At 73.5% G+C, this 20,165-nt stretch carries 20 protein-coding genes; 7 read left to right on the top strand and 13 right to left on the bottom strand.

Going from position 1 to position 20,165, the window contains the following annotated elements:
- Positions 1–93: 93 nt before the first annotated feature.
- Positions 94–537, top strand: coding sequence for a redox-sensitive transcriptional activator SoxR (gene soxR / locus ACXNSR_RS09220; protein ID WP_458641625.1), 444 nt, complete (start codon positions 94–96; stop codon positions 535–537).
- Here soxR and ACXNSR_RS09215 read toward each other — a convergent pair.
- The 4 genes from ACXNSR_RS09215 to ACXNSR_RS09200 all read right to left on the bottom strand — a co-directional run bounded on the left by ACXNSR_RS09215 (position 518) and on the right by ACXNSR_RS09200 (position 4,692).
- Entirely contained in the window at positions 518–1,282 is a 765-nt protein-coding gene (locus ACXNSR_RS09215) for a 3-keto-5-aminohexanoate cleavage protein (protein WP_458641624.1), read from the bottom strand. The genes soxR and ACXNSR_RS09215 overlap by 20 nt on opposite strands.
- Entirely contained in the window at positions 1,279–1,878 is a 600-nt protein-coding gene (locus ACXNSR_RS09210; RefSeq protein WP_458641623.1) for a hypothetical protein, read from the bottom strand. Before ACXNSR_RS09210 ends, ACXNSR_RS09215 begins: the two co-directional genes overlap by 4 nt.
- Positions 1,879–1,973: 95 nt before the next feature.
- A complete protein-coding gene (locus ACXNSR_RS09205) occupies positions 1,974–3,362 on the bottom strand; it encodes a serine-threonine protein kinase (RefSeq protein ID WP_458641622.1) in 1,389 nt (462 codons plus the stop codon).
- A gap of 67 nt (positions 3,363–3,429) precedes the next feature.
- Positions 3,430–4,692, bottom strand: coding sequence for an exo-beta-N-acetylmuramidase NamZ family protein (locus tag ACXNSR_RS09200; protein ID WP_458641621.1), 1,263 nt, complete (start codon positions 4,690–4,692; stop codon positions 3,430–3,432).
- A 95-nt stretch (positions 4,693–4,787) separates the two neighbouring features.
- Between ACXNSR_RS09200 and ACXNSR_RS09195 the strand changes: the two genes are divergently transcribed.
- The 3 genes from ACXNSR_RS09195 to ACXNSR_RS09185 all read left to right on the top strand — a co-directional run bounded on the left by ACXNSR_RS09195 (position 4,788) and on the right by ACXNSR_RS09185 (position 8,022).
- Positions 4,788–5,552, top strand: a complete 765-nt coding sequence (locus ACXNSR_RS09195; protein ID WP_458641620.1) for an SDR family oxidoreductase — start codon at positions 4,788–4,790, stop codon at positions 5,550–5,552.
- On the top strand, positions 5,537–7,348 hold the full coding sequence (locus ACXNSR_RS09190; protein WP_458641619.1) for a class I adenylate-forming enzyme family protein: 1,812 nt from the start codon (positions 5,537–5,539) through the stop codon (positions 7,346–7,348). Before ACXNSR_RS09195 ends, ACXNSR_RS09190 begins: the two co-directional genes overlap by 16 nt.
- 68 nt (positions 7,349–7,416) lie before the next feature.
- On the top strand, positions 7,417–8,022 hold the full coding sequence (locus ACXNSR_RS09185; protein ID WP_030010409.1) for a TetR/AcrR family transcriptional regulator: 606 nt from the start codon (positions 7,417–7,419) through the stop codon (positions 8,020–8,022).
- A 150-nt stretch (positions 8,023–8,172) separates the two neighbouring features.
- Here ACXNSR_RS09185 and ACXNSR_RS09180 read toward each other — a convergent pair whose 3' ends face one another.
- The 8 genes from ACXNSR_RS09180 to ACXNSR_RS09145 form a co-directional block, all read right to left on the bottom strand.
- The gene (locus tag ACXNSR_RS09180) at positions 8,173–9,372 is read right to left on the bottom strand and encodes a S8 family peptidase (RefSeq protein ID WP_458641618.1); all 1,200 of its coding nucleotides are present in this window, start codon (positions 9,370–9,372) and stop codon (positions 8,173–8,175) included.
- A 189-nt stretch (positions 9,373–9,561) separates the two neighbouring features.
- Complete coding sequence (locus ACXNSR_RS09175; protein ID WP_458641617.1) at positions 9,562–10,788, bottom strand: acyl-CoA dehydrogenase family protein; 1,227 nt, start codon at positions 10,786–10,788, stop codon at positions 9,562–9,564.
- 11 nt (positions 10,789–10,799) lie between these two features.
- Positions 10,800–11,858 carry a phosphotransferase family protein gene (locus ACXNSR_RS09170; RefSeq protein ID WP_458641616.1) on the bottom strand — a complete coding sequence of 353 codons (1,059 nt, stop codon included), beginning with the start codon at positions 11,856–11,858 and terminating at the stop codon, positions 10,800–10,802.
- Positions 11,859–11,995: 137 nt separating this feature from the next.
- Complete coding sequence (locus tag ACXNSR_RS09165) at positions 11,996–12,907, bottom strand: MBL fold metallo-hydrolase (protein WP_458641615.1); 912 nt, start codon at positions 12,905–12,907, stop codon at positions 11,996–11,998.
- A 162-nt stretch (positions 12,908–13,069) separates the two neighbouring features.
- A complete protein-coding gene (locus ACXNSR_RS09160; protein WP_458641614.1) occupies positions 13,070–13,366 on the bottom strand; it encodes a hypothetical protein in 297 nt (98 codons plus the stop codon).
- An 86-nt stretch (positions 13,367–13,452) separates the two neighbouring features.
- The gene (locus tag ACXNSR_RS09155) at positions 13,453–13,770 is read right to left on the bottom strand and encodes a DUF202 domain-containing protein (RefSeq protein WP_458641613.1); all 318 of its coding nucleotides are present in this window, start codon (positions 13,768–13,770) and stop codon (positions 13,453–13,455) included.
- Entirely contained in the window at positions 13,767–14,165 is a 399-nt protein-coding gene (locus ACXNSR_RS09150; RefSeq protein WP_030012404.1) for a YidH family protein, read from the bottom strand. Before ACXNSR_RS09150 ends, ACXNSR_RS09155 begins: the two co-directional genes overlap by 4 nt.
- Before the next feature lie 9 nt (positions 14,166–14,174).
- Positions 14,175–14,696, bottom strand: coding sequence for an NUDIX hydrolase (locus ACXNSR_RS09145; protein ID WP_458641612.1), 522 nt, complete (start codon positions 14,694–14,696; stop codon positions 14,175–14,177).
- An 83-nt stretch (positions 14,697–14,779) separates the two neighbouring features.
- On the opposite strand from ACXNSR_RS09145, the gene ACXNSR_RS09140 reads away from it, so the two are divergent.
- Positions 14,780–16,435: an FAD-binding dehydrogenase gene (locus ACXNSR_RS09140; RefSeq protein ID WP_458641611.1), complete on the top strand. Its 1,656-nt coding sequence runs from the start codon at positions 14,780–14,782 to the stop codon at positions 16,433–16,435.
- A 90-nt stretch (positions 16,436–16,525) separates the two neighbouring features.
- Here ACXNSR_RS09140 and ACXNSR_RS09135 read toward each other — a convergent pair whose 3' ends face one another.
- Positions 16,526–16,951 carry an ASCH domain-containing protein gene (locus ACXNSR_RS09135; protein WP_458641610.1) on the bottom strand — a complete coding sequence of 142 codons (426 nt, stop codon included), beginning with the start codon at positions 16,949–16,951 and terminating at the stop codon, positions 16,526–16,528.
- Positions 16,952–17,336: 385 nt separating this feature from the next.
- Here ACXNSR_RS09135 and ACXNSR_RS09130 point away from each other — a divergent pair, with 385 nt between their 5' ends.
- On the top strand, positions 17,337–18,284 hold the full coding sequence (locus ACXNSR_RS09130) for a hypothetical protein (protein ID WP_458641609.1): 948 nt from the start codon (positions 17,337–17,339) through the stop codon (positions 18,282–18,284).
- A 138-nt stretch (positions 18,285–18,422) separates the two neighbouring features.
- Positions 18,423–19,994, top strand: coding sequence for an APC family permease (locus ACXNSR_RS09125; protein ID WP_458641608.1), 1,572 nt, complete (start codon positions 18,423–18,425; stop codon positions 19,992–19,994).
- The last annotated feature ends 171 nt before the right edge of the window (positions 19,995–20,165 follow it).

The following is a 20,165-nucleotide window of genomic DNA, read 5'->3' as shown; positions in this document are numbered from 1 at the left end:
CTCTCGCGGACGACTGACGGACGAATAAGCGCTTGCTCAGCATGCTGGGGGGCGTATGCGGATGTCAACGGACCTGCGACTACGCTCGGCCGGGTGCCTCAGATTCCCGAGAAAGTCCACGAGCTCACCGTCGGCCAGCTGTCCGCCCGTAGCGGCGCCGCCGTCTCGGCGCTCCACTTCTACGAGGCCAAGGGCCTGATCAGCAGCCGACGCACCGCCGGCAACCAGCGCCGCTACACGCGCGACGCGCTGCGCCGGGTGGCCTTCGTACGGGCCGCCCAGCGCGTGGGCATCCCGCTGGCCAGCATCCGCGACGCGCTCGCCCAGCTCCCCGAGGAGCGCACCCCCAACCGCGAGGACTGGGCCCGTCTCTCCGAGGCCTGGCGCGCCGAACTCGACGAACGCATCAGCCGGCTCGGCCGTCTGCGCGACCACCTGACGGACTGCATCGGCTGCGGCTGCCTGTCCATGGAGACCTGCGCGCTGTCCAACCCGGACGACGTCTTCGGCGAGCGGCTCACCGGCTCGCGGCTGTAGCCACCGTCCGCGCCGTCACTTCCCGGGCCGCCGCCACCAGTTCGGCGTTCGACCGGGCGGGCCGCCCGTCGGGCAGGTGCGTCACATCGCCCGCGCCGGTCCGTACGCCGGTGCCGCACCGCGTGGCCAGACGCAGCACCGGCCAGGCGGCCGCGTCCCGCCCGTACAGCAGCACCGGTACGGGCGGCAGCGCCCGCAGCCCCGCGACCAGGGCCGGATCGGCCGCCGCCAGCTCGGCCGAGAGCCGGACCCGCCCGGGCTCACGCACCGGCCAGCCCAGGAACGCGGCCAGCGGCTCCGGCCCGGCCGTACCGCCCAGCGGCACCACCGCGTCCACCGCGACTCCTCGCGCCAGCAGGGCCCGCGCCAGCTCCGCGGCGCCCGGCTGCCCGAAGCGCACCACCGCCCGGTCCGGCAGCACCGTCCACGAGGCCACCCGTTCCAGCCGCCCCGCCGGATCGGGCTCGGCCCCGATCGACACCGGCACCGACAGCGCTACGCCGACCCCCGTACGCCGCAGCACCGCCAGCACCGGCCCGACCACCCGCGGCGAGAGGCTCTCCCGCCCGCACGGCGTCCGCGGATGCACCAGCACTTCCCCGGCCCCGGCGCCGACGGCCGCGAGCGCCAATTCCGCCAGCGCCTGCGGAGACAAGGGCACGGCCGGGCCGTCCGCGGCGCTCCGCGAGCCGTTCAAGGACACCAGCAGCGGAACCGGCGGCGACACCCGCGGCGGCGTTCTCACGCGGCTCCCGCCGAGGGGGTGCCCAGCAGCGCAGGAGTGTCCACCAGGGCCGGTCTGGGCACCACGATCCCGCAGCCCGCGCACACCGGCCCGTCCCAGGCCAGCGCCCCCGCCCAGGGGCCGACCGGAGCCACCTCCGGCCAGTGCAGTTCGGTGTCCCCGCACACCGGACACGCCGTGCCCGGTGCCGACTCCAGCGCCCGCACCAGCCTGCGCAGCACCTCGCCCAGCGTCCCCTCCGGACGGACCCCCGGATCCGCGCACCGGACCACCGCGTCCCCGCTGCCGCCCCAGGCCCACTCCGGCCGGCGCAGGCCGTCGTGCTTCTCCCGCCGGCGCCGTTCTGCGAACTGCCGTTCGTACTCCAGCCAGACCGCCCGCGCGTCCTCCAGCTCCTCCAGGGCGGCGACCAGCCGCAGCGGATCGGCCCCCCGGTCCTCCGGGGCGATCCCGTGCCGGTCGCACAGGTGCCACCACGTGGCCCGGTGCCCGTACGGCGCGAACCGCTCGAGGCAGCGGCGCAGTGAATGGCGCCGCAAGGCCCGGTCGTTGCGCGCGTCGCGCACCTGGTAGGCCAGACTCCGGAATCCCGCCATCACACCATCACCTCCGTCGATGTGCCCAACATGCCCGGCCGAAGGCGGGCGCATGCGGGGGCGGACGAGGCGTGCGGGTGGCACATGGCCAGAACTCAGCGCCCCATGCGCCCCGCTGTCACCACCACCCGGGCCAGTTCCTCGTGGCAGATGTCACTGTGCGCCCCCGCCGGGGCGCCGCCGCGCCGCACCACGGAGCCCGCGTCCACACTGACGCAACCGGCTGCGGGCAGCCCCTCGCGCAGCACGGTCTCCAAGCTCAGACGGGGCGCACCCGGGACCGCCTGGACCCCGTCGTGCCCGATGGCGCCCCACCGCTCGTCGAAACCCAGCAGTCCGGCCGAATCGCCCGCCATCCGGGAGGCCAGCGGGTAGAAGAGCTTGAGGGCCGAGTCGTGCGGGGAATGGCAGGCGACCACCGGCCCGTCGACCCTGCGCTGGAGTCCGCGCAGGGCGCCGCCGTTGCCCTTGTCGTGCGGCAGCCGGTCGGCGAACGCGTAGTGGGAGAAGGCCCCCTGGAGCAGGGTCACGGACTTCACGTACCGGGCCCGGTCCGGCACCGCGCGCAGGGAGAAGGAGACGACGCGTGCCCCGAAGCTGTGTCCGATCAGGTGGAAGCGCAGGGCGGGCCGGGCAGCCGCCAGCTGGGCCAGCACGGGGCCGAGGCCGCGTTCGCCGACCACGCCCGCCCGCTTCTTCATCCTGTAGTACATCGCCTGGCGCAGCAGTTCCTTGGCGCCGCCCCACAGGCCGCGCAGCCCGCCGCCGACCGTGAGCCCCGGACCGTCGGGATCCGCCGGGTCCGCCGGATCCGCCGGGTCCGCCGGGTCCGCATGGTCCGTCGCGCCCGGCGCCCCCGCCCTGGCCAGGGCGACGGACAGGGCCCGGCACACCTCCAGTACGTCTTCCGTGAAGATCGCGGGTACCGACGGCGCGACCGCCGAGGGCACCGTGTCCACTCCCGCCAACTCGCGCACCAGGGCGCCGAACTCGATGAAGGCGGCCGCCGAGTCCGGCCGCTCCTGAAGCAGTTCCGCCACCCGGTCCAGCTCCGTCCGCCGCTCCGGCCAGAACTCCCCGAGCGCCCGGCGGGTGAGCGGGTCCAGTGCACTGCCGGAGCCCGGTTGTGCGAGGGCGCCCGGCGCGTCGAAGTCCGGTATCGGCTCGTCGGAGAAGCCCATGGCGGGCCACACGACACCCACATATCCCAGGCGCACCCCCGACCCCACCAGTTCCTGGAAGGGCGCGAAGAACCGGTCGTAGAGGCGCGTCGCCGTGGACCGGTCGCTGTTCCAGCCGTGCGCGAAGACCAGCAGGTCGGTCGCCTCCATCCGGGACACCGCCCCCTGCGTGACCCGGTCCACGTCCCCCTCGGAATCGAAGGTCAGCTCCGCGTACGGCCGGACCCCGATCCCCGCCCCGGTCCCGGTCCCGATCCCGGCCCCGAACCCGCCACCGACCGCCGCCATGACGTCCCCCTTCACGCCGTGCCTCCGCTGCAGTCAGCATCCTGCTGCGGCGCCCGCCCGGCCAGCCCCCGGGGAGGTCGGATCACGGGTACAGCAGGTACTCCTCGCGCACCGCCCCGAAGCGCGCCAGCCCCGCCGCCCAGTCACCCGCGACCTCGTCCACGTCCGCCCCGGCGTCCATCAGCGTCCGCACCCGGTCCGATCCGGTCAGCCGGTCGATCCAGTGGTCCGCGCGCCAGCCGAAGCCGCTCCACACCCGCCGCGCCGTGATCAGCAGCCCGATCCCGGCCCGTACCGGGTCGAAGGCCTCCCGGTCGTGCACGATCAGCCGGACCCCGCCGCACACCTTCCCCACGTGCTTGGAGAAGGCCGGCGTGAAGTACGCCTCCCGGAACCACACCCCGGGCAGCCCGAGCGCGTTCGCCGCCTCCGCCCACCGCCGGTCGATCCCCTCCGCACCGACCACCTCGAAGGGCGTGGTCGTCCCCCGCCCCTCGGAGAGGTTCGTCCCCTCGAACAGGCAGGTACCGGCGTACGCGAGGGCCGTGTCCGGGGTCGGCATGTTCGGGCTCGGCGGCACCCAGGGCAGCCCGGTCTCCCCGAAGAACGCCTCCCGCCGCCACCCGGACATCGCCACCGTCCGCAGCCCGACCGGGCGGTCCGCCAGGAACTCGCCGTTGAAGAGCCGGGCCAGCTCGGCCGCCGTCATCCCGTGCGCGAGGGCGATCGGCTCCCGGCCGACGAAGCTCGCGTACGGCCGCTGGAGCACGGGCCCCGCGGCGCGCCGGCCGCCCACCGGGTTGGGCCGGTCCAGCACCACCACCGCCTTGCCGGCGAGCGCGGCCGCGCGCATGCAGTCGTAGAGGGTCCAGATGTAGGTGTAGAAGCGCGCCCCGACGTCCTGGATGTCGAAGACGACCGTGTCGATCCCGGCCGCCGTGAACACGTCCGCGAGCTTCTGTCCGCTCTTGTCGTACGTGTCGTAGACCGGCAGCCCCGTCGCCGGATCCCGGGAGGCCCCCTCCGAGCCGCCCGCCTGGGCCGTTCCGCGGAAACCGTGCTCGGGGCCGAACACCGCCACCAGATCGACCCGCTCGTCCGCGTGCAGTACGTCGACCAGGTGCCGGGCGTCGGCGGTGATCCCGGTGGGGTTGGTGACCACCCCGACCTTCTGTCCGGCCAGCTCGGCGTAGCCGTCGGCGGCGAGCCGCTCGAATCCGGTACGCACCCGGCCCGCCGCAGCAGCAGCCTCCCCGGCGGACCCGTGCGGTGCCGCCGCTCCCAGGGCGCCCGCCGAACCGATGGCCCCCGCCAGTCCCAGCACCCCGCGTCGCGACAGCGTCATCCGGCCACGCTAGGTGTCGCGCCCCTTTCCTCCTGACATACCGACCGGTTAGTCTGCCCGCGATCCGGCATCCGGCCGCACGAGAGGTGGACCCCGTGAGCGCGTACCAGGACCAGCGAGTCGTCGTCACCGGCGCGGGCGGCGGCATCGGCGCCGCCCTCGCGCACCGCTTCGCGGCCGAGGGCGCCACGGTGGTGGTCAATGATCTGGATCCGGCCAAGGCCGCCTCGGTCGCGGCCGCGATCGGCGCCCGGGCGATACCGGTGCCGGGCGACGCCTCGGCGATCGTGGCCGAGGCCCGCGCGGCCCTCGGCGGCACGGTCGACGTCTACTGCGCCAACGCCGGGCTCGCCTCGGGCGGTGACGCCTTCGCCGACGAAGCCGTCTGGGAAGCGGCCTGGGACACTAACGTCATGGCCCACGTCCGCGCCGCCAGACTGCTGCTGCCGGACTGGCTGGAACGGCAGAGCGGCCGCTTCGTGTCCACCGTCTCGGCCGCCGGGCTCCTGACCATGATCGGAGCGGCCCCGTACAGTGTCACCAAGCACGGTGCGCTCGCCTTCGCCGAATGGCTCTCGCTGACCTACCGCCACCGCGGGCTCCAGGTCCACGCCATCTGTCCGCAAGGGGTGCGCACCGACATGCTGACCGCCGCGGGCTCGGCGGGCGAACTCGTGCTCGCGCCGACCGCGATCGAGCCGGAAGCGGTCGTGGACGCACTGTTCGACGGCATGGAGAAGGGCCGGTTCTTGATCCTCCCGCACCCCGAGGTCGCCGACTTCTACGCCGCCCGAGCCACCGAGCCGGACCGCTGGCTGAGCGGCATGAACCACCTCCAGCAGAAATGGGAGACCCGGTGACCCCTGCCCGTTCCGTCTCCGGCGCCTCCCGGTACGCCGCCAAGCCGTGGCTCGGGCTGCTCGCCGCGGTCCAGCGGGAGCCCGTCGCACCGCCGCCCACCGTGCTGCACGCCTTCCGCGAGGCGGTCGCCCGGGCCCCCGAACGCACCGCCCTGGCCTACTTCGACGGCCGGATCGGCTACGCGGAGGCCGACGAGCTCTCCGACTCCGTCGCCGGCCACCTCGCGGCGCACGGCATCCGCCGCGGGGACCGGGTCGCCGTCATGCTGCAGAACACCCCGCACTTCGTGCTCGCCGTCCTCGCGGCGTGGAAGGCCGGGGCGGTCGTCGTCCCGCTCAACCCCATGTACAAATCCGGCGAGGTCGGGCACATCCTGCGCGACTCCGGGGCCGCCGCGCTGGTCTGCGAGGGCGGCGCGTGGGCGGCGTACGTGGGCGAGGCCGCGCGGGACAGCGCCGTACGGACCGTGCTGACCACGTCGGACCTGGACTTCCAGACCCGCGACGACCCGCGCGTCTTCGGCCCGGCGGGCCCGGCGGGCCCGCCGCCGTACCGGGTCGCGGCCCCCGCCCGGCCGTTCGTGCCGGCCCAGGCGGCCCGGACGGCCCAGCTGGACGCTGCGGACGCGGCGCCCGACCGGGAGCATCCGGCCGCCCCTGCGGCAGGCCCCGCCGCCGCAGACTTCCTCGCCGTGGCCCGCGGACGGCGGCCCGCGCCGGGCGACCCCTGCCTCACCGCCGCCGACACCGCCCTGATCAGCTACACCTCCGGCACCAGCGGCACCCCCAAGGGCGCGATGAACCCGCACGGCGCCCTCACCTACAACGCCGTCCGGCAGGTGACCGCCCACCCCCTCCCCGAGGGCGCCACCTACTTCGCCCTCGCGCCCCTCTTCCACATCACCGGCATGGTGTGCGAGCTGGCCGCCTGCCTCGCCAACGCCGGCACCCTGGTCCTCACCCACCGCTTCGACGCCGGCGCCGTCCTCGACGCCTTCCTCGAACACCGCCCCGCCTACACCGTCGGCCCGGCCACCGCCTTCATGGCCCTCGCCGCTCACCCCGAGGCCACCCCGGACCACTTCGCCTCGTTCCTGGTGATCTCCTCCGGCGGCGCGCCGCTCCCGCCCGCGCTCGTCGAGCGCCTGCGCGGCGCCTTCGGCTTCTACCTCCGCAACGGCTACGGCCTCACCGAGTGCACCGCCCCGTGCGCCAGCGTGCCCGTGCACCTCGAAGCCCCCGTGGACCCCGGCTCCGGGACCCTCTCCGTGGGCCTGCCGGGCGCCGACACCGTGGTCCGCATCCTCGACGAGCAGGGTGCCGAGGTCCCCTTCGGGGAGACCGGTGAGATCGCCGTCCGCGGCCCGCAGGTGGTGCCCGGCTACTGGGGCCTGCCCGCCGAGTCGGCCAAGGCCTTCCCGGACGGCGAACTGCGCACCGGCGACGTCGGATTCATGGACCCCGACGGCTGGCTCTACGTGGTCGACCGCAAGAAGGACATGATCAACGCCTCCGGCTTCAAGGTCTGGCCCCGGGAGGTCGAGGACGTGCTCTACACCCACCCCGCCGTCCGCGAGGCCGCCGTGGTCGGCGTCCCCGACGCGTACCGGGGGGAGAGCGTGAAGGCGTACGTGAGCCTGCGTCCCGGCACCTCGGTGGAGCCGGCGGAGCTCGCGGCCCACTGCGCCGAGCGCATCGCAGCGTACAAATACCCGCGCCAGGTCGAGATCCTGCCTGTCCTTCCGAAGACGACCAGTGGCAAGATCCTGCGACGGGAACTGCGCGATCGCGGCTGAAAACAGTCGGACGGTCGTACAGCTGGTCGCGGTGACCAGGCAGGAACGAGGAAGGGAAGGTCAGCGCCATGGCGGCACGGACCACGGAACCCGCAGGCACGCACGAGGCCCCGGTACCGCAGCGGCTGCTGGCCGTCGCCACCCGGCTGTTCGCCGAGCGCGGCTACGACCGCACCTCGGTCCAGGAGATCGTCGAGGCGGCCGGTGTCACGAAGGGCGCGCTCTACCACTACTTCGGGTCCAAGGACGACCTGCTGCACGAGGTGTACGCGCGGATGCTGCGGCTCCAGCAGCAGCGCCTCGACGCGGTGGCCGATTCCGACGCGCCCGTCGAGGAGAGGCTGCGCACCGCGGCCGCCGACGTGGTCGTCACGACCATCGAGAACCTCGACGACGCGATGATCTTCTTCCGGTCGATGCACCAGCTCAGCCCGGAGAAGTCCAAGCAGGTGAGGGCGGAGCGCCGCCGATACCACGAGCGCTTCCGGGCGCTGGTCGAGGAGGGGCAGCGCACGGGGGTGTTCTCCAGTGCCACCCCCGCCGACCTGGTGGTGGACTACCACTTCGGGTCCGTCCACCACCTGTCCACCTGGTACCGCGCGGACGGCCCGCTCACGCCGCAGCAGGTCGCCGATCACCTCGCCGACCTGCTGCTGCGCGCGCTGCGTCCGTAGCTGGTGAGACCGTGGCGCCCGGGCCCCCAGCGCCCGGGCCCGTAGCCCTCCGGTGCCGCCCGACGGGGCGCGGACCGGGGACTACGGGCCGGGAACCACAGGCCGGGGACCACGGGCCGATCACGGCCGTAGGTCACGGGCAGGGAGTTACTACGGGGCCACCTTCAGCAGCTTGTTCGCCGCGCCCGACGACGGGTTGGTGATCGCCCCGGACGTGGCCGCCCCCGCCAGTGCCGCGGCCGCCTGCGCCGGGGTCGCGGACGGGTGCCCCGCCAGGTAGACCGCCGCGGCGCCGGCCGCGTGCGGGGCCGCCATGGACGTGCCGGAGATGGTCTTCGTCCCCGTGTCGCTGTCGTTCCAGGTGGACGTGATGTCCGAGCCCGGCGCGTACAGGTCCACCACGGAGCCGAAGTTCGAGAACGAGGACTGCTCGTCGTCGATGGTGCTCGACGCCACCGTGATCGCCTCCGGGACCCGCGACGGCGAGCCCTGACCGGCGTCGGCCGACTCGTTGCCGGCCGCCACCGTGAAGGTGACGCCCGCGGCGACGGCCCGGCGCACCGCCTCGTCGAGGGCCTCGTCGGCGCCGCCGCCCAGGCTCATGTTGGCCACCGAGGGCCCCGAATGGTTCTTCGTGACCCAGTCGATCCCGGCGACCACCTGCTCCGTGGTGCCGGAGCCGTTGTCGTCCAGCACCCGCACCGCGACCACCTTCGCCTTCTTGGCGACGCCGTGCGAGGTCCCCGCGATGGTGCCGGCCACGTGCGTGCCGTGGCCGTTGCCGTCGTCGGCGCTGTCGTCGTTGTCCACCGCGTCGAACCCGGACGACGCGCGGCCGCCGAAGTCCTTGTGGGTGGTGCGTACGCCGGTGTCGATGACGTACGCCGTGACGCCCTCGCCGCCGGCGTCGGGGTAGGTGTACTTCTTGTCGCCCGCCTGCGCCGTCTGGTCGATCCGGTCCAGCCCCCATGACGGCGGGTTGGACTGGGTGGCGTTGATGGTGAACTTCTTGTTCTGCACGACCTTGCCGACGGCCGGGTCCGCGGCGAGCCGCTTCGCCTCGGTCTCGCTCAGGCCCGAGGCCGAGAAGCCGTTGACCCCGGAACCGTAGGAGCGCTTCAGTTCGCCGCCGTACTTGCGGGCGAGCTGTTCCTTGTTCGCGGATGCGTCGAGTATGACGACGTAACTTCCGCTGATCGCGCCGGGTGCGCCGAGGCCGTACACCGTGCCTTCGGCCGGTGTCGCCGCTCCCGCGAGGGGGGTGGCGAGCAGGGCCACGGCGGCCGCCGTGGCCGCTCCGGTGCCGACCGCGGCGTACCGGAAACCGCGCGAGCGCTTGTGAGTTGCCATCTGGAGGGTTCTCCTCGTGTTGACGTTGGGGGCGTCAGACCTTCTGGAGAACCCTGTTCCGATTGACAGGCGCAAATCAAGAACGCTTTGGGGTTCCGGGGTTGTTCAACAAGGTTTCTTAAAGGGTCCCCCGCACCGCCTTCATCTCGTACACAGGTTCACGCGAACTCCCGCACGATTCCCACACGTTCACGGACGACCGGCCGCGTACCGCTTCAACTCCCGCCGCGCCAAGGACCTCTGGTGCACCTCGTCCGGCCCGTCGGCCAGTCGCAGGGTCCGTGCCGCCGCCCACAGTTCGGCCAGCGGGAAGTCCTGGCTCACCCCGCCCGCGCCGTGCAGCTGCACCGCGTCGTCCAGGATCCGCACCACCGCCCGCGGCGTCGCGATCTTGATGGCCTGGATCTCGGTGTGCGCGCCCCGGTTGCCGACCGTGTCCATCAGCCAGGCCGTCTTCAGCACCAGCAGCCGCAGCTGCTCCACCGTCACCCGGGCATCGGCGATCCAGTTCTGAACGACGCCCTGGGCGGCCAGCGGCTTGCCGAAGGCGGTACGTTCCACCGCGCGTCGGCACATCAGCTCGATGGCCCGCTCCGCCATCCCGATCAGCCGCATGCAGTGGTGGATGCGGCCCGGGCCGAGGCGCGCCTGCGCGATGGCGAAGCCGGCGCCCTCCTCGCCGATCAGGTTCGCCGCCGGGACCCGGGCCCCGTGGAAGACCACCTCGGCGTGGCCGCCGTGGTCGTGGTCCTCGTACCCGTACACCGTCATCGCCCGGCGCACCTCGACCCCCGGGGTGTCGCGCGGCACCAGGACCATCGACTGCTGGCGGCGCGGATCGGCGCCCTCCGGGTCGGTCTTGCCCATCACGATGAAGACCTTGCAGTCCGGGTTCATCGCCCCGGAGATGAACCACTTGCGGCCCGTGACCACGTACTCGCCGCCCACCCGTTCGATCCGGGTCTCGACGTTCGTCGCGTCCGAGGAGGCCACCTCGGGCTCGGTCATCGCGAACGCGGAGCGGATCTCGCCCTCCAGCAGCGGCTCCAGCCACTGCTTCTGCTGCTCCTCGCTCCCGAACTGGGCCAGCAGCTCCATGTTCCCCGTGTCCGGGGCGGCGCAGTTGGTCGCCGTCGGTGCCAGGTGCGGGCTGCGGCCGGTGATCTCGGCGAGCGGCGCGTACTGGAGGTTGGTCAGCCCCGCGCCGTACTCCGCGTCGGGCAGGAAGAGGTTCCACAGGCCCTGGCGGCGCGCCTCGGCCTTCAGTTCACCGAAGACGGCCGGGGTGTCCCAGGGCGAGGCCAGCCGTGCGCGCTGCTCGGCGGCGACGGGCTCCGCCGGGTAGACGTACTCCTCCATGAACGCGAGCAGCCGCCCGCGGAGTTCCTCGGTCCGGGTGTCGAATGCGAAATCCATGGGTGGGTGCCTCAGCCTTCCTGGTGGTCCTGGTGGTCCTGGAGCGTGGTCAGTCCGTGCTCGATGAAGACCGGGACCAGCTCGCCGATCCGGTCGAAGCCCGCCCCGACGGTCTGTCCCAGCGTGTAGCGGTAGTGGATGCCCTCGAGGATCACGGCGAGCTTGAACCAGGCGAATGCCGTGTACCAGGCGATCGCCCCGGTGTCCCGGCCCGAGCGGGCGGCGTAGCGCTCGACGAGCTCGGCCGGCGTCGGGTGGCCCGGCGCCCCGCTCGTCGTGCTGACCGGCGATCCGGTCAGGCCCAGGTCCGAGCTGTACATCACCAGCAGCCCGAGGTCGGTCAGCGGATCCCCGAGCGTGGACATCTCCCAGTCCAGCACTGCCCGGACGGTGTCGGTGCCGGCCGGGGACCCGCCGATCAGGACGTTGTCGAGCCGGAAGTCCCCGTGCACCACGGTCGGGGCGGGGGAGTCGGGCAGCGTCCGGCCCAGCGCGCCGTGCAGCTCGTCGATCCCGGCGAGCTCGCGGCCCCGGGAGGCCGCGAGCTGCTTGCCCCAGCGGCGCAGCTGCCGGTCCAGGAAGCCCTCGGGCCGGCCGAAGTCGCCCAGGCCCACCGCTTCCGGGTCCACCGCGTGGAGGTCCACCAGGGTGTCCACGAGCCCCAGCACCGCCCGCCGGGTCCGCTCCGGGCCGATCGCGGCGAGCTGCTCGGCCGTCCGGTACGGCACCCCGTCCACGAACTCCATGACGTAGAACGGCGCCCCGAGCACGGCCTCGTCCTCGCACAGGAGCAGGGGCTCGGGCACCGGCACGGCCGTGCCGTGCAGCGCCTCGATGACCCGGTGCTCGCGCCGCATGTCGTGCGCGGTGGCCAGTACGTGGCCCAGCGGCGGCCGGCGGACCACCCAGCGGGCGGTCCCGTCGGTGATCTCGTACGTGAGGTTCGACCGGCCGCCCTCGATGAGCCGGCCGCGCAGCGCCCCGGCCACGAGTCCCGGCCGGGCCCGGTCGAGATGACCGCGCAGTCGCTCCAGATCCAGGCCGCGCGGGTCGGCCGGGGCTGAGGTCATGGTGCGTACCTCCGTGCGATTCGACGGGAAGGGGGAGAAGAGCGACAGCACGCGGAGCACCGTCGCGAGCCATCATGCCGACCAGTCGGTATGTCGTCCAGAGGCCGGGCGGAGGGAAAACTCTCCGCCCGGTGGTCTCAGGCGTGGCAGAGGATCGGTGTTCCGCCGTTCATCACGGTCATGTCCGTCAGGACCGCCAGGATGTCCAGCGGCGCGCCCTCCGGCCGGCCGGCCAGTTCCGCGTACGCCCGGTGCACGTTCGCCACCAGCCGCTCGCTCTCCCGCCAAGAGCCGAACTCGCCGAGATCGGCCTGCTGGGCCACCTCCAGCGGGGACAGCCCCTTCGCCCGCCCTTCCCGGGCGAGCTCGGCCACGTACCGCAGGTAGCGCTCGGTCGAGTCGTAGGCCGAGGGGTCGGTCAGGGGTCCGTGGCCCGGTACGACGGTCTCCGCGTCGAGCGAGCGCAGCAGCTCCAGCGCCCGCAGTGAGCCGGCGAGGGAGCCCATCGCGAGGAACGGCGTCCCCCCGGCGAAGACCAGGTCGCCGGTGAACACCAACCGCTGCCCGGGCAGCCACACGACCGAGTCCCCGGTGGTGTGCGCGACACCCGGGTGGATGACCTGAACCTCCGTCGCGCCGACGTGCAGGGTCGCCCGGTCGCTGTAGGTGAGATCGGGCGGCACGATGTCGATCGCGCCGAAGTCCGTGGCGGGCCAGATCAGCTCCAGCTGGTGCCCGGCCGCGAGCTGCTCGGACCGCGCGTTGTCGTGCCCCAGGATCATCGCCTCGGGGGCGAACACGCCGTTCCCGTACGTATGGTCGCCGTGGTGGTGGGTGTTGACCACGGTGCGGGGAAGCGGCGCCCCGGCCGCGACGACCGCGGCGCGCAGGGCCAGGGCCCGCCGTTCGGTGGCGGCGGTGTCCACGAGCAGGGTCCGGCCCCCGTCGGTCACGAATCCGGCGTTGTTGAGGCACCAGCCGCCGTCCGGCTGGACGTAGGCGTACACCCCCGGTGCGGGCTGGACGAGGTACGGCTCTTCGACGGACATCTGTGCTCTCCCCGGGTCGCTTCGGCGAACGGTCGGCATCCTGCCAGCCGTTGCGGCCCGGAGGGAGGGCGGGTACCGGGTTCCGGCCGGGAACCGGTACGGATGTCCGGTCATCGGTACCGGTCGGTGGTGCCGGCCGGCGGTGCCGGTCAGTGGTGCCGGTCAGTGGTCGTCGTAGTGCCCGTCGTGCTCCGCGTGCCGGTGTCCGTCGTGCAGGTAGTCCACGTGATCGCCGTGCCGGACCGTCTCGTGCCCGCAGTCCGCCCCGTGCGCGTGCGCGTGGCCGTCGTGCGTGGTGTGCCCGCTGGGCTCGCACTCGTCCCAGTGCCCGGAGTGCTCCCGGTGCAGGTGGCCGTCGTGCGCGTAGTCGATGTGGTCGCCGTGCGAGACCGCCTGGTGCCCGCAGTCCGCGCCGTGCGTGTGCTGGTGCGTGGGGTGTTCGTGGTGCAGGGTCGTCATGGCGCCGAGATTAGTGCGAATTGCCGGATATCGCCCGCTCTGTCGCAATGGCGCGGCGAAGCGCGATCATCACACCGGCCGCCGGCTCAGAAGATCACCGTGACCGCGAAGGCCGCCAGCGCCACCGTGCACGCCACCACCGCCAGGGCCGCCCGCGGCGCGAGGTCCCGCGGCCGGTCGCGGGCCAGCGCCCGGATCCGCCGGTGCGCCACCCACAGGAACGCCAGCCAGATCAGCGCGATGGCCGCCGCCCCCGCCAGCTCCACCGGCGCGCCCGTACCGCGCAGCGCCTGCCGCAGCGCCAGCACCGCCACCACCGAGGAGGCCAGCGTCGTGCGCCGCCACGCGAGCCGGGTCCGCTCGGGCTGCAGCCCGGCATCGCGGTCCGTGCCCGAGCCGCTCACCGTCCCGTCGTCCAGCCCAGCAGCACGACCACCACCATCGTCACCGCCACCAGCCCGACGCCCAGGCTCAGCAGCACCGGGAAGCGCGACAGCGGCAGGTCCTCGCCCCGCCGCATCGCCCGCTCGCACCGCACCCAGTGGTTCACCGCCCGCAGCGCACACGCCGCGCCCACCGCGAGCAGGGTGAAGGCCATCCCGACCCGCACCCCCCAGCGCAGGTCCGGCAGGAACTGGTCGACGGCGAAACCGCCGCCCACCAGGGCCAGCGAGGTCCGGATCCAGGCGAGGAAGGTCCGTTCGTTGGCCAGCGAGAAGCGGTAGTCCGGGGTCTCGCCCTCGTCCCTCAGCCGCGAGGGTGCGAACCAGAGGCGCACGTCCTTGACGAAGTCGATCACCCGATAAATCTACAAGCGGGATTCCGGATGCGCGCGCAGCCGCCGGTACGCCTCCAGCCCGTCCGGCACCCAGGCCCACTCCCCGCCGTCCACCCGCCGGTCCAGCTCCTCCTGGGTGAGGTACGCGTGCCAGTCGACCTCCGACGCCTGCGGGTCCACCGGCAGCTCGCACCGCACCTCGTGCACGTACGACCACCAGGCCCCGCCCGGACCCTCGTACAGGAACTTGAACAACGGCGTCGGCTGCGCCAGACCCCGCACCCCCAGCTCCTCCTCGGCCTCGCGCAGCGCGGCCCCGGCGTAGCTCTCGCCGGCGCCCAGCACCCCGCCCACGAACATGTCGTAGTGCGCGGGGAAGACCAGTTTCGAGGCGGTCCGCCGATGTACGAAGATCCGCCCCTCCGCGTCCCTGGCCTGCACGAACACACAGCGGTGGAGCAGCCCCCGGGCGTACACCTCGCCCCGCGGGGCCTGTCCGACGACCCGGTCGTCCCGGTCCACCACGTCCAGTACTTCGTCAGCGGCACTCATACGTCATCCAACCACCGCTGTTGACTGGTTACCGCTCCGTAGCCAAGGATCTGCCCCACCACCGACGGAGGACGGGTATCCGCATGACGTACGACGCAGACGTGATCGTGATCGGGGCCGGGCTCGCGGGGCTCGTGGCCACCGCCGAGCTCGTCGACGCGGGCCGCAAGGTCATCCTGCTCGACCAGGAGCCGGAGCGGTCCATGGGCGGTCAGGCGCACTGGTCCTTCGGCGGGCTGTTCTTCGTGGACTCGCCCGAACAGCGCCGGATGCGGATCAAGGACAGTCACGCGCTCGCCCTCCAGGACTGGCTGGGCACCGCCGGATTCGACCGCGAGGAGGACGCCTGGCCGCGCCGCTGGGCCGAGGCCTACGTGGACTTCGCGGCCGGCGAGAAGCGCTCCTGGCTGCACGCCCGGGGCGTCCGCTTCTTCCCGGTGGTCGGCTGGGCGGAGCGCGGCGGTTACGACGCGAACGGCCACGGGAACTCGGTGCCCCGCTTCCACATCACCTGGGGCACCGGCCCCGGCCTGGTGGAGCCCTTCGAGCGGCGGGTGCGGGCCGGCGCGGCCCGCGGCCTGGTCCGCCTGGCGTTCCGCCACCGGGTCACCGGGCTCTCCGCCACGGCCGGCGCGGTGGACACCGTCACGGGCGAGATCCTGGAACCCTCCGACGCCGTGCGCGGCACCGCCAGCAGCCGCGAGGCCACCGGCACCTTCACCCTGCGGGCCCAGGCCGTGATCGTCACCAGCGGCGGCATCGGCGGCAACCACGACCTCGTCCGCGCGCAGTGGCCCGCCCGGCTCGGCACCCCGCCGCAGCGGATGCTCTCCGGGGTCCCGGCGCACGTCGACGGCCTGATGCTCGGCATCGCGGAGCGGGCGGGCGCCAGCCACATCAACAAGGACCGGATGTGGCACTACACCGAGGGCATCCAGAACTGGGACCCGATCTGGGCGCGGCACGGCATCCGCATCCTGCCCGGCCCCTCCCCGCTGTGGCTGGACGCGACCGGCAAGCGGCTGCCCGTCCCGCTCTTCCCGGGCTTCGACACCCTCGGCACCCTCGACCACATCATGAGGACCGGCCACGACCACACCTGGTTCGTGCTCAACGAGCGCATCATCGGCAAGGAGTTCGCCCTCTCCGGCTCCGAGCAGAACCCGGACCTGACCGGAAAGTCGGTGCGCGGCGTCCTCACCCGCGCGCGCCAGGCCGTACCCGGCCCGGTCCGGGCCTTCATGGACAACGGGGCCGACTTCGTCGTCGAGCGCGACCTGTCCGCCCTGGTCCGCGGGATGAACGCGGTCACCAAGGAGGGCCTCCTCGACGAGGCGACCGTCCGGGGCGAGATCGTGGCCCGCGACCGGGAGATAACCAACCCCTTCACCAAGGACCTCCAGGTCACCGCCATCCACGGCGCCCGCAGGTACCTCGGCGACAAGCTGATCCGCACGGCCGCCCCGCACCGGATCCTCGACCCCGGCGCCGGCCCGCTGATCGCGGTACGGCTGTCCATCCTGACCCGCAAGTCCCTGGGCGGCCTTGAGACCGACCTCTCCTCACGCGTCCTGACCGCCTCCGGCGAACCGCTGCCGGGCGTCTACGCGGCCGGCGAGGCGGCCGGATTCGGCGGCGGCGGGGTGCACGGGTACCGGGCCCTGGAGGGCACCTTCCTCGGCGGGTGCATCTTCTCGGGCCGGGCCGCGGGCCGCGCCGCGGCGCAGGCGGTCGGCTGAGTCCGGCTCCGGCGCGGGGACCGGCCCGCGCGTACGGCCCGGCGCGTACGGCCCGGCGCGTACGGCCCGTCGCGCGCCGGGGGAGGGGCGTCAGACGAGCCGCTCGGTGACGCGGAACCGTTCCGCGATGACGAGGGTGTCGTCGTCCACCGTGAACCCCGGGTCCCCGATCACGGTACGCACCGGTTCGCTGTGCCAGAACTCCTCGTGCGACGCACGCCATTCGGCCACCGACGTGTACCCCTCGCCCTCGTCGAGGGCGTGCCCCAGCCCCACGTCGGCGAGCCGCAGCACCTCCACGGCCGTCACCTCCACCACCGCCACCCCGCGCTCGTCGGAGTCGACGAGCAGGGACCGCGCGCCGGGCTCCGGCAGCGGTTCCCGCTCGGCCTCGTACTCCGCGAGCAGGCCGGTGGTGCTGGTCTTCGCCCCGCTCAGCACGGCCGCGACCAGCTGGTCGCGCAGGGGCCCGGGGAACCCCAGGAGGTACGGGGGAAGATCGTCATATGCAGTCATACGGCCACCCTAAGCCGCCGCCCGCGGCCTGCCGGAACGAATAAACGCTCTCCAACTGGCACGACCGCAAGAGCAGTTGAAACCCGCCACGCAGTGGACTGGACCTTGACTCGGAGCTGCACGTACCGCTTTGCTGTGCGTGATCACCGGAGTGCTCACCGGAGTTCCGACCGGATTCCGCACGTACGCCGGAGACCCGAACCAGCACGATCGCCGTTCCTCGCCGTTCCTCCGCAGTCCTCCGCAGTCCTCCGGAGCCCCCACGGGGCTCCACCGGCACGATCCCCGGGCCTCACGGCCCGACCGCGCGCGTGCCCCCTGCGCGCGCGGGGGACGCCGCCGCCCCGATCCCCGTCCGCCCGCGTCCTGGAGGGAAACCCCGCGGATGTCCCCGCCTCCGCCGCCCCTCGGCCGCGCCCGCAAGCGGGACGCCCAGCTCTTCGACCCGGCCCTGTGCGACGCCGAACTCGTCGACGTGCGAGCCCAGTTCACCCAGGGCCGGTGGGCCCGCGCCCGTTCCCTCCTCGTCGGTACCGGCGACGACTGGGACCGCCGCGGCCACCGCGTCGTCGTCCTCGCGCAGACCCCGGCGGCCACCGCCTGGGCCCGCGAGTGGCTGCTCGCCGAACCGGAGAGCGCCGACGCCGCCACCCTGCTCGCCTGCGCCGCCGTCTTCACCGCCCTGCGCCAGAAGGGCGCCCCGGCCGCGGCCGAGGAGGCCTGCCGCCGGGCCGCCGCCCTGCACCCGGCGGACCCCACCCCCTGGCTCGGGCTGCTCCTGCTCTCCCGCGCGTTCGGCGGCGAGGAGGAGTTCAGCCGCCACTTCGACCAGGTCCGGGCCCGTCACCGCGAGCACCACCACGCCCATCACCTGATGGTCGCCCGACTGGCCGAACGGGCCCTCGGCTCCGGCCAGGACCCGCTCCACGAGGTCTACGACTTCGCGTCCTGGGCCGCCGAGGAGTCCCCGGCCGACTCCCCGCTCGCCGTGCTCCCCGTCGTCGCGCACGCCGAGCGGTACCGGGTGCTGGCCGCCGTCCACGGGCACTCGCCGGAGTCGGCCGCCGCCCACTGGGCGGGCCGCCGAGCCCGCCAGGTCCTGCGCTCCGCCTTCGACTGGTGGCTGGAGTGGGAGCGCGAGGACCACCCCCGCAACCGCGTCGACCTCAACTTCCTCGCCCACGCCAAACTCTGCGAGGGCCGCCCCGCCGAGGCCGCCGCCCTCTTCCACCGCATCGGCAGCCATGCCACCCGCGCCCCCTGGTCCTATCCGGACCGGGACCCGCAGAAGGCCTTCCTCGCCGCCCGCGGCGTCGCACTCGGCACCGCCTGACCCCACCGCCTGACCCCGCTGCCCGATCGCACGCCCGACCACGCCGACCGCCGGACGCCACCGGCCGGACGGCAGCCGCGAGCGCCCCCCAAGAACGACGCCCATCCCCGAGCACCACGCCCCCGAAAGGACGCCGCCATGCCGACGGGCAGACCCTCCACGCTCCAAGACCCGGCCGAGATCCGTACGTACAAGGGCCAGGACCGGGCCCTGCGCGCCGACCGCCTCGGCACCGCGGGGCTGCTCCTGTCCGTGCTCGCCGCCAGCGCGCCCCTCATGGTCGTCGCCGGTGTCATGCCCACGACCTTCGGGGTCATGGGCATCGTCGGCCAGCCCCTGCTCTTCGTCATCCTCGGCGCCGTCCTCGCGCTCTTCAGCGTCGGCTACGCCGAGATGAGCCGCCACGTCCACAACGCCGGCGCCTTCTACGCGTACATCGCCCGCGGCCTCGGCCCCACCGCCGGCGCGGGCGCCTCCCTCGTCGCGCTCGTCGCGTACAGCGCCATGCAGGTCGGCGTCTTCGGCATCCTCGGCTTCGAGATCTCCGGCCTCTTCGCCACCTACCTGGACATCGAACTCGCCTGGTGGATACCGGCCCTGCTCGCCGTCGCAGTCACCGGCGCGCTCGGCTGGCTCAAGATCGACCTCAACGCGAAGGTCCTCGGGGTCCTCCTCCTCGTCGAGTGCGTCCTCGTCGTCGTCTTCGACATCGCCGCCATCAGCAAGCCGGCCGCCGAAGGCCTCTCGCTCCACGCCTTCAACCCCGAGACCCTGGGCGGAGCCGGCTTCGGCACCGCCCTCTGCTTCTGCATCGCCGCCTTCGTCGGCTTCGAGCAGTCCCCGGTCTACGCTGAGGAGACCAGCAAGCCGCACATCGTCGTCTCCCGCGTGATGTTCCTCGCCGTCGGCTTCGTCGCCCTCTTCTTCGCCGTCAGCGCCTGGGCCCTCACCGTCGCCACCGGCCCCTCCGAGGTCGTCAGGACCTCCGCCGAGGCCGGCCCCACCCTGCTCTTCCAGCTCACCGAGGCCCGCCTCGGCACCACCTTCACCGACGTCCTGCACGTCCTCTTCGTGACCGGCATGTTCGCGGCCATGCTCAGCTTCCACAACGTGGTCGCCCGCTACGCCTTCGCCATGGGCCGCGAGGGCCTGCTCCCGGCCACCTTCGGCCGCACCAACGCCGGCACCGGCGCCCCCGCCACCGGCTCCCTGCTGCAGACCGGCGTCGCCGCCCTCGTCGTGATCGCCTTCGCGCTCACCGAGGACAAGGCCCCCGCCGACCCCGCCCTCGCGGTGCAGCCGCCCGACCCCACCACCCCCGTCCTGCACCTGTTCACCTGGATGGGCAGCGTCGGCGCCCTCGGCGTGACCCTTCTCATGGCCGCCGCCTCCTTCGCCGTCATCGCCTTCTTCGTCCGCCGCGGCACCGCCGGCGCCCAGGTCTGGCGCCTCGTCGCGGCCGGCGCCGCCGGCCTCGCCCTGCTCGCCATCGCCGTCTACACCGTCAAGGACTTCGGCGTCCTGGTCGGCGCCGAGAAGGGCTCCGCGCTCAGCTGGGTGCTGCCCGGCATCATCGGCGCCGCCGTCGTGATCGGCCTGGCCTACGGAGCCCTGCTGCGCCGCAGCCGCCCCGAGGTGCACGCCCGTATCGGCCTGGGCAACGAGGCCTTCCGCCTCGACCAGGCGGCGGAGGGCACCCCGGGCGACTGACCTCGCTTTCCAGCCCCTATGAAGCCCCCGACACCCGTTTCCATGGTCGTCGGGGGCTTCGGCGTGCGGGGGGTGCTTTTGGAGGGGAGCGGAGCCTCATGGTCTCCTGTTGCGACCAAACCACCCGGATCGCAGCACAGGGGACACCACCCAGCTCCCCTGCGCGGCGGT

It is taken from the genome of Streptomyces sp. NC-S4, assembly GCF_054353315.1.
This window is presented reverse-complemented; position numbering and strand designations above follow the sequence as displayed.

Coding starts and splice junctions, on each gene's coding strand:
- ACXNSR_RS09210 (WP_458641623.1), bottom strand. CDS start 1,878: ATGGCGGGATTCCGGAGTCTGGCCTACCAGGTGCGCGACGCGCGCAAC.
- ACXNSR_RS09200 (WP_458641621.1), bottom strand. CDS start 4,692: ATGACGCTGTCGCGACGCGGGGTGCTGGGACTGGCGGGGGCCATCGGT.
- ACXNSR_RS09190 (WP_458641619.1), top strand. CDS start 5,537: ATGGGAGACCCGGTGACCCCTGCCCGTTCCGTCTCCGGCGCCTCCCGG.
- ACXNSR_RS09185 (WP_030010409.1), top strand. CDS start 7,417: ATGGCGGCACGGACCACGGAACCCGCAGGCACGCACGAGGCCCCGGTA.
- ACXNSR_RS09180 (WP_458641618.1), bottom strand. CDS start 9,372: ATGGCAACTCACAAGCGCTCGCGCGGTTTCCGGTACGCCGCGGTCGGC.
- ACXNSR_RS09175 (WP_458641617.1), bottom strand. CDS start 10,788: ATGGATTTCGCATTCGACACCCGGACCGAGGAACTCCGCGGGCGGCTG.
- ACXNSR_RS09170 (WP_458641616.1), bottom strand. CDS start 11,858: ATGACCTCAGCCCCGGCCGACCCGCGCGGCCTGGATCTGGAGCGACTG.
- ACXNSR_RS09165 (WP_458641615.1), bottom strand. CDS start 12,907: ATGTCCGTCGAAGAGCCGTACCTCGTCCAGCCCGCACCGGGGGTGTAC.
- ACXNSR_RS09160 (WP_458641614.1), bottom strand. CDS start 13,366: ATGACGACCCTGCACCACGAACACCCCACGCACCAGCACACGCACGGC.
- ACXNSR_RS09145 (WP_458641612.1), bottom strand. CDS start 14,696: ATGAGTGCCGCTGACGAAGTACTGGACGTGGTGGACCGGGACGACCGG.
- ACXNSR_RS09140 (WP_458641611.1), top strand. CDS start 14,780: ATGACGTACGACGCAGACGTGATCGTGATCGGGGCCGGGCTCGCGGGG.
- ACXNSR_RS09135 (WP_458641610.1), bottom strand. CDS start 16,951: ATGACTGCATATGACGATCTTCCCCCGTACCTCCTGGGGTTCCCCGGG.
- ACXNSR_RS09130 (WP_458641609.1), top strand. CDS start 17,337: ATGTCCCCGCCTCCGCCGCCCCTCGGCCGCGCCCGCAAGCGGGACGCC.
- ACXNSR_RS09125 (WP_458641608.1), top strand. CDS start 18,423: ATGCCGACGGGCAGACCCTCCACGCTCCAAGACCCGGCCGAGATCCGT.